Origin of the sequence: Streptomyces sp. NPDC003247, assembly GCF_042888135.1 — a bacterium.
Lineage (GTDB): Bacteria > Actinomycetota > Actinomycetes > Streptomycetales > Streptomycetaceae > Streptomyces.
Genome location: NZ_JBIAPF010000003.1, coordinates 1 through 6,852 on the forward strand (window position 1 = coordinate 1; position 6,852 = coordinate 6,852).

Here is a 6,852-nt window from a genome sequence, read left to right on the forward strand (position 1 = left end):
GGCCCGGAGCGGTTCCGGGAGATGCTGGACGGCTTCCACACCGTCGACGAGCACTTCCGCACCGCGCCCGCCGAGGCCAACGCGCCGCTGCTGCTCGGCCTGCTGGGCATCTGGTACGGCAACTTCCACGACGCCCAGGCGCACGCGGTCCTGCCCTACAGCCACTACCTGTCGAAGTTCACCGCCTACCTCCAGCAGCTGGACATGGAGTCCAACGGCAAGTCGGTGGACCGGGACGGCCGTCCCGTGGAGTGGCAGACCGGACCCGTGGTGTGGGGCACGCCGGGCACCAACGGGCAGCACGCCTACTACCAGCTGATCCACCAGGGCACCAAGCTGATCCCGGCCGACTTCATCGGCTTCGCCCGCCCGGTGGACGAGCTGAGCGACGGGCTCAAGGCGCAGCACGACCTGCTGATGGCGAACTTCTTCGCCCAGACCCAGGCCCTCGCCTTCGGCAAGACCCCCGAGGAGGTGCGCGCCGAGGGCGTGCCGGAGGAGCTGGTCGCCCACAAGACCTTCCGCGGCGACCACCCCACCACCACCGTCCTCGCCACCGAGCTGACCCCCTCGGTCCTCGGCCAGCTCGTCGCCCTCTACGAGCACAAGGTGTTCGTGCAGGGCGCCGTCTGGAACATCAACTCCTTCGACCAGTGGGGCGTCGAACTCGGCAAGGTCCTCGCCAAGCGCCTCGAACCCGCCCTCACCGAAGGCGCGGACGTCCCCGGTCTCGACCCCTCCACCGCCGCCCTCGTGGCCGCCTACCGCGAACTGAAGGAAGTGCACTGACATGCAGCTGGGTCTGATCGGTCTCGGCAAGATGGGCGGCAACATGCGCCAGCGTCTGCGCAACGCCGGCCACACCGTCGTCGGCTACGACCGCAACCCCGACGTGTCCGACGTGAGCAGCCTCGCCGAACTGGTCGAGCGGCTCGAAGCGCCCCGCGCGGTCTGGGTGATGGTCCCGGCCGGCCCGGCCACCCAGTCCGTCGTCGACGAGCTCGGCGGCCTGCTCGCGGCCGGCGACATCGTCGTCGACGGCGGCAACTCCCGCTGGACCGACGACGAGAAGCACGCCGCCGAACTCGGTGCCAAGGGCATCGGCTTCGTCGACGCGGGCGTCTCCGGCGGCGTGTGGGGCCTGGAGAACGGCTACGCCCTGATGGTCGGCGGCGACAAGGAGCACGTCGACCGCCTCCAGCCGGTCTTCGAGGCGCTCAAGCCCGAGGGCCCCTACGGCTACGTCCACGCCGGCAAGGTCGGCGCCGGGCACTTCTCGAAGATGGTCCACAACGGCATCGAGTACGCCATGATGCAGGCCTACGCCGAGGGCTGGGAGCTGCTGGAGAAGGTCGACTCGGTCACCGACGTGCGCGAGGTGTTCCGCTCCTGGCAGGAGGGCACGGTCATCCGTTCCTGGCTGCTGGACCTGGCGGTCAACGCCCTCGACGAGGACGAGCACCTGGACAAGCTCCGCGGCTTCGCCCAGGACTCCGGCGAGGGCCGCTGGACCGTCGAGGCCGCCATCGACAACGCCGTGCCGCTCCCGGCGATCACGGCCTCGCTGTTCGCGCGGTTCGCCTCCCGCCAGGAGGACTCGCCGCAGATGAAGATGATCGCCGCGCTGCGCAACCAGTTCGGCGGCCACGCCGTCGAGTCGGCGAAGGGCGAGTAACGCCGCCGTGGGGGGGGCTCCCTTCGTGGGGGCACCCCGCACGGGCTCCCGTCCTGGGGGCACCCCGCACGTCCTCGAGGCAACAGCCGGTTGACACCGGCGAAGAGGGCCCGCCAGAGTCGCGGCTGATGGAGATCAACGATCTGACACCGGCCGAACAGCGCGTCTGGCGGGCCTTCGCCACGGGGGCGACCGTCGACTTCCGCGACGACGGCGAACAGGCGGTGCGGGCCGTGGTGTTGCGCGCCCTGCTGCTCAACGGGCCTCGGGAGCCAGGGGAAATAGCGGCACTCAAGCTTGTCGGCGCGCGGATCGCCGGTGAGTTGGATCTGCGGTACGCGGTCGTCGACACCGTCGTGCGGATGGACCAGTGCCGTTTCGACACGGCGCCCCGGCTCGCCGGCGCCCGGCTGAACTACCTCAACCTCAGCGACTCCGCGCTGCCGGGACTGGCGGCGGCACGGTCCCGTATCGACGGCAGCCTGCGGATGACCCGCTGCCGGGTCGACGGGTTCGTGAGCCTCGCCGGGGCACAGATCGCCGGAGCGCTCTTCCTGGACGAGGCTGAGCTCACCGCCGAGGACCCGGCGCTGCCCGTGCTCCAGCTCAACCAGCTCACCGTCGACGACGACCTCTGCGCCCGCGGTCTGCGCGCGCACGGCCTGGTCCGGCTCGACGGCGCCACCGTCGCCGGTTCGCTCGACCTGGAGGACGCCGAGCTGAGCAACCCCGGCGCGCACGCCCTGGACGCCGAGTCCCTGGCGGTGGGGGCCAACCTGCTGGGCCGGCGGCTGCGCGCGCGGGGCAGGATCGAACTGCGCGGCGCCCGCATACCCGGCCGGGTGGACCTGCTGCACGCGTCCCTCTCCCACCCCGGGAACACCGCCCTGCGCGCCAGCAGCTGCGCGATCGGCGAGTTCTGGCTGCGCGGCGGCCCCCAGATCGAAGGCCGGCTCAACCTGCGGCGCGCCGAGATCAACCAGCTCGACCTGGAGCCGGAGATGCTCCCCGAGGAGGTGCGGCTGCTCGACCTCACCTACACCTTCCTCACCCCGCACGAGCCCGCCGAGCGCCGGCTGCCGATGCTGGAGCGCGACGACGGCGGGTTCGACCCGCACGGCTACGAGCAGCTCACCGCCGCCTACCGCAGGACCGGCGACGACCGGGCGGCCCGGCTGGTGCAGCTCGCCAAGCAGCGCCGCCACCGTTCGACGCTCCCCTGGTACGGGCGGCTGTGGGGCCACCTCCAGGACGCGGCCGTCGGCTACGGCTTCCGTCCGCTGCGGGCCGCCGGCTGGCTGCTGTCCCTGCTCGCGGTCGGCTCGGTCGCCTTCGCGCTGGAGCACCCCCGGCCGCTCAAGGCGTCCGAGGCACCCGACTTCCACCCGGTCTTCTACACCCTCGACCTGCTGCTGCCCGTCATCTCCTTCGGGCAGGAGTCCGCGTTCGCCCCGTCCGGCCTCCACCAGACACTGGCGTACGTCCTCGTCGTCACCGGCTGGATCCTGGCCACGACGGTCGTCGCGGGCGTGACGAGGACCGTCAGCCGGCAGTGACGTTCAGGGGGCGGTGACGGTCAGCCGGCAGGACCGTCAGCCTTCCCGGGCGGGCGGCCGTCCGTCGGCGGACCGGCTCACTTGCGGACCGGGACCGCGCCGGCCAGGTCGGCGATGTCCGCGAGCATCCGGGCGCTGTCGGGCTCCCGGCCGGTGAAGAGGCGGAAGGCGTCCACCGCCTGGAAGACGGCCATGCCGCCGCCGTCGAGGGTGGCGCAGCCCAGGTCCCGCGCGGTGCGCAGCAGCTCGGTCTCCAGGGGCCGGTAGACGACCTCGGCCACCCACAGGCCGGGGCCCAGCAGGTCGGCGGAGAGGGGCAGGCCGGGGTGGGCGGCCATGCCGGTGGGCGTGGCGTGCACCAGGCCGCCGACGCCGTCGGCGTCGGCGAGGAGTCCGGGGAGGCGGTCCGGCGTGGCGGCGGCGGCCCGGCCCGGCCCGAAGTGCCCGTTCAGCGCGTCGGCGAGGGCGGCGGCCCGCTCGGGCAGGGCGTCCACCACGGTCACCCGGCCGGCGCCGAGGGTGAGCGTGGCGTGCGCGACGGCCGCGCCCGCGCCGCCCGCGCCGAGCTGCACCACCCGCTCCAGCGGGGCGTCGGGCAGTCCGCGGGCGAAGGAGGCGGCGAAGCCGGTGACGTCCGTGTTGTGGCCGACGGCCCGGCCGTCCGCCTCGAAGACCACGGTGTTGACCGCGCCCAGCGCCTCCGCCTGCGGCGCGAGGCCGTCGAGGTGCGGGATGACGAGCTGCTTGCACGGGTGGGTGATGTTCAGCCCGTCGAAGCCGAGGTCGCGCGCGGCCCGCACCAGGTCGCCGACCGCCTCCGGCTCCACGCCTACGACGTCGATGTCGATCAGCCGGTACAGGTAGCGCAGCCCCTGGCGCTCGGCCTCCCGCTCGTGCAACGCCGGGCTGAGCGAGGGACCGATGCCGGAACCGATGAGTCCGACGAGATACGAGTCCTTGGTCACGCGGACCTCCTGAACCGAAAACCGAACCGAGCTCTCCTGAGCGAACCGAGCTCTAATGTACGAACTAGTACGTTAGCTATATCAGCCGAACGGGTCCACGGGAAGACCCCGGCGGCCCGTCCCCCGGCTGCTTCTACAATCACGGGCACTGGCCCTACGCCCGGAGGAACCCGATGACCAGCGTCGACGAACCGGTACGACCGGGCGGACGGATCCGCGACGCCGCCCGCACCCAGGCGGAGATCCTCGACGTGGCCACCCAGGAGTTCGCCCGCGCCGGGTACGCCGGTGCCCGCGTCGACGACATCGCCGCCCGCACCCGCACCACGAAGCGGATGATCTACTACTACTTCGGCGGCAAGGAGCAGCTCTTCACCGCGGTCCTGGAACGGGCCTACGGCGTGATCCGCGAGGCCGAGCAGGAGCTCGACGTCGAACACCTCGACCCGGTCGCGGCCATCCGCCGGCTGGCGGAGGTCACCTTCGACCACCATGAGCAGCACCCCGACTTCATCCGCCTGGTCAGCATCGAGAACATCCACGAGGCCGAGCACATCGCCGCCTCCGAGAAACTGGGCAGGCTCAGCTCCCCCGCGCTCGACGTGATCCGCCGCATCCTGACCGCCGGGCAGGAGTCCGGCCTGTTCACGGCCGACGTCGACGCCGTCGACCTGCACGCGATGATCAGCTCGTTCTGCTTCTTCCGGGTGGCCAACCGGCACACCTTCGGCGCCCTGTTCGGACGGGACCTGGTCGACCCGGCACAGCGCGAGCACTACCGGACCATGCTCGGCGACATGGTGATCGCCTATCTGACGGCGGAGCGGTCCGCGGACTGAACGCGGCGGGCTCCAGCTCTTGACACCGGGGAAACACGGGCGCAACATCCCTAGCCAACCGCTATTAACTATCCAGTGCGTTAACAAGCCGGGTCGCACCCGGCCGAGCCGTCCCGACACCCCAGGGATCCGGTCGCCCCCGCCTTCCTCGTTGTCGCCCACTCCGCCTACGGTGGAGTCCCCAGAAGGAGCACGCCGTGTCCGTCCCCGCCGCACCCCACGACGCCGCCCCACCCGGTCAGCCGAAGAAAGCCGCCACCGCGGCCTGGATCGGCAGCGCCCTGGAGTACTACGACTTCTTCATCTACGGCAGCGCGGCGGCGCTGATCTTCCCGGAGATCTTCTTCGACGAGTCCGACCCGGCCACCGCGACCCTGCTGTCCCTGGCCACCTTCGGCGTCGCCTACGCGGCCCGCCCGGTCGGAGCGCTCTTCCTCGGCCACTTCGGTGACCGCGTGGGCCGCAAGAAGATCATGGTCTTCACGCTCATCCTCATGGGCGTCTCCACGTTCCTCATCGGCTGTCTGCCCACCCGCGACCAGGTCGGCACCCTCGCCCCGGTGCTGCTGGTGCTGTGCCGGGTGCTCCAGGGCATCTCCGCCGCCGGCGAGCAGGCCAGCGCCAACTCCATGACGCTGGAACACGCCCCACCGAACCGGCGCGGGTTCTTCACCAGCTTCACCCTCAGCGGCACGCAGGGCGGCCAGCTCCTGGCCACGCTGGTCTTCCTCCCCGTCGCCGCGCTCCCCGAGGAGCAGCTGATGTCGTGGGGCTGGCGGGTGCCGTTCTGGATGAGCATCGCGGTCGCCGTCGTCGGCTACGTCATCCGCCGCAGGCTGGAGGAGACCCCGGCCTTCGCCCAGCAGGCGGACAGCGAGGGCGTGGTCAAGCTGCCGCTGGCCGTGCTGATGCGCGAGCACTGGGCGGACGTGCTGCGGGTGATCGCGGGCGCGCTCGTCGCGTCGGTCTCCACGATCTTCACCGTGTGGGCGCTGGCGTACGCCACCGGCGACGCGGTCGGGATGAGCCGCTCCTCCATGCTGTGGGTGGGCGCGCTGGCCAACGTGGCCGCGCTCGCCGCGATCCCGCTGTGGGCGTCCCTGTCCGACCGCATCGGCCGCCGCCCGGTCTTCCTGATCGGCGCCGCGGGCAGCGCCGTGGCGATGTTCCTCTACCTGTGGGCGATCTCCACGGGCTCCTACCCGCTGACCCTGGTGCTCGGCATCGTCGCCTTCGGCATCGTCTACAGCGCGGCGAACGGTGTGTGGCCCTCCTTCTACGGCGAGATGTTCGCGACCCGCGTCCGTCTGTCCGGCATGGCGGTCGGCACCCAGATCGGCTTCGCCGTGGCCGGTTTCGCGGTCACGTTCGCCGCGCAGATCGCCGGCCCCGACGGTGACGACTGGACGGCGGTGGCGCTGTTCACGGCGGCCCTGTGCGTGCCGCCGGTGATCGCGGCCCTGACGGCGCGGGAGACCGCGAAGGTGCCGACCGAGGAACTGGGCGAGCGCACCCGCCGGGAGACGGCCGAGCGGGAGACCGTGACGGCCTGAGCCAGGACCCGCGACCGAGACGGCCCGCGCCGCGAACGGACCCGCCCGGACCACCCGAGCCCACCGGGCCGGGTGGTCCGGGCGTTCCGGTGCGATGACGGGCCGGCGGGGCACCGAATGCCCTGACGGCCCGGCAGCACGGGACTCCGGGCCGGGTCCAGCCCTGGGGGCTCCGGGCCGGGTCCGGCCCTGGGGACTCAGGGCCGGGTCCGGCCCTGGGCACTCCGGGCCGATCTGGCCCTGAGGACTCCGGGCCGATCTGGC

The 6,852-nt window shown here is 72.1% G+C and carries 5 protein-coding genes and 1 pseudogene; 5 read left to right on the plus strand and 1 reads right to left on the minus strand.

The features are described from left to right. From ACFYWQ_RS09565 to ACFYWQ_RS09575, 3 genes and pseudogenes are all read left to right on the plus strand, one after another. Positions 1 to 789, plus strand: a pseudogene (locus ACFYWQ_RS09565) (glucose-6-phosphate isomerase); the annotation flags it as partial. A 1-nt stretch (position 790) separates the two neighbouring features. Beyond that, positions 791 to 1,675 (plus strand): phosphogluconate dehydrogenase (NAD(+)-dependent, decarboxylating), encoded by an 885-nt coding sequence (gene gnd, locus ACFYWQ_RS09570; protein ID WP_389514465.1) that lies wholly within the window; start codon positions 791 to 793, stop codon positions 1,673 to 1,675. A 128-nt stretch (positions 1,676 to 1,803) separates the two neighbouring features. Beyond that, positions 1,804 to 3,231 carry a membrane-associated oxidoreductase gene (locus ACFYWQ_RS09575; protein WP_389514467.1) on the plus strand — a complete coding sequence of 476 codons (1,428 nt, stop codon included), beginning with the start codon at positions 1,804 to 1,806 and terminating at the stop codon, positions 3,229 to 3,231. A gap of 77 nt (positions 3,232 to 3,308) precedes the next feature. Here ACFYWQ_RS09575 and ACFYWQ_RS09580 read toward each other — a convergent pair whose 3' ends face one another. Next, positions 3,309 to 4,196 (minus strand): shikimate dehydrogenase, encoded by an 888-nt coding sequence (locus ACFYWQ_RS09580; protein WP_389514469.1) that lies wholly within the window; start codon positions 4,194 to 4,196, stop codon positions 3,309 to 3,311. 173 nt (positions 4,197 to 4,369) lie between these two features. On the opposite strand from ACFYWQ_RS09580, the gene ACFYWQ_RS09585 reads away from it, so the two are divergent. Then, complete coding sequence (locus ACFYWQ_RS09585) at positions 4,370 to 5,035, plus strand: TetR/AcrR family transcriptional regulator (protein WP_389514470.1); 666 nt, start codon at positions 4,370 to 4,372, stop codon at positions 5,033 to 5,035. 197 nt (positions 5,036 to 5,232) lie between these two features. Continuing rightward, on the plus strand, positions 5,233 to 6,588 hold the full coding sequence (locus ACFYWQ_RS09590) for an MFS transporter (RefSeq protein WP_389514472.1): 1,356 nt from the start codon (positions 5,233 to 5,235) through the stop codon (positions 6,586 to 6,588). Positions 6,589 to 6,852: the final 264 nt, after the last annotated feature.

Excerpts from the sequence above, each read along its gene's own strand:
- gnd (WP_389514465.1), top strand. The coding sequence starts at position 791 with ATGCAGCTGGGTCTGATCGGTCTCGGCAAGATGGGCGGCAACATGCGC.
- ACFYWQ_RS09575 (WP_389514467.1), top strand. The coding sequence starts at position 1,804 with ATGGAGATCAACGATCTGACACCGGCCGAACAGCGCGTCTGGCGGGCC.
- ACFYWQ_RS09585 (WP_389514470.1), top strand. The coding sequence starts at position 4,370 with ATGACCAGCGTCGACGAACCGGTACGACCGGGCGGACGGATCCGCGAC.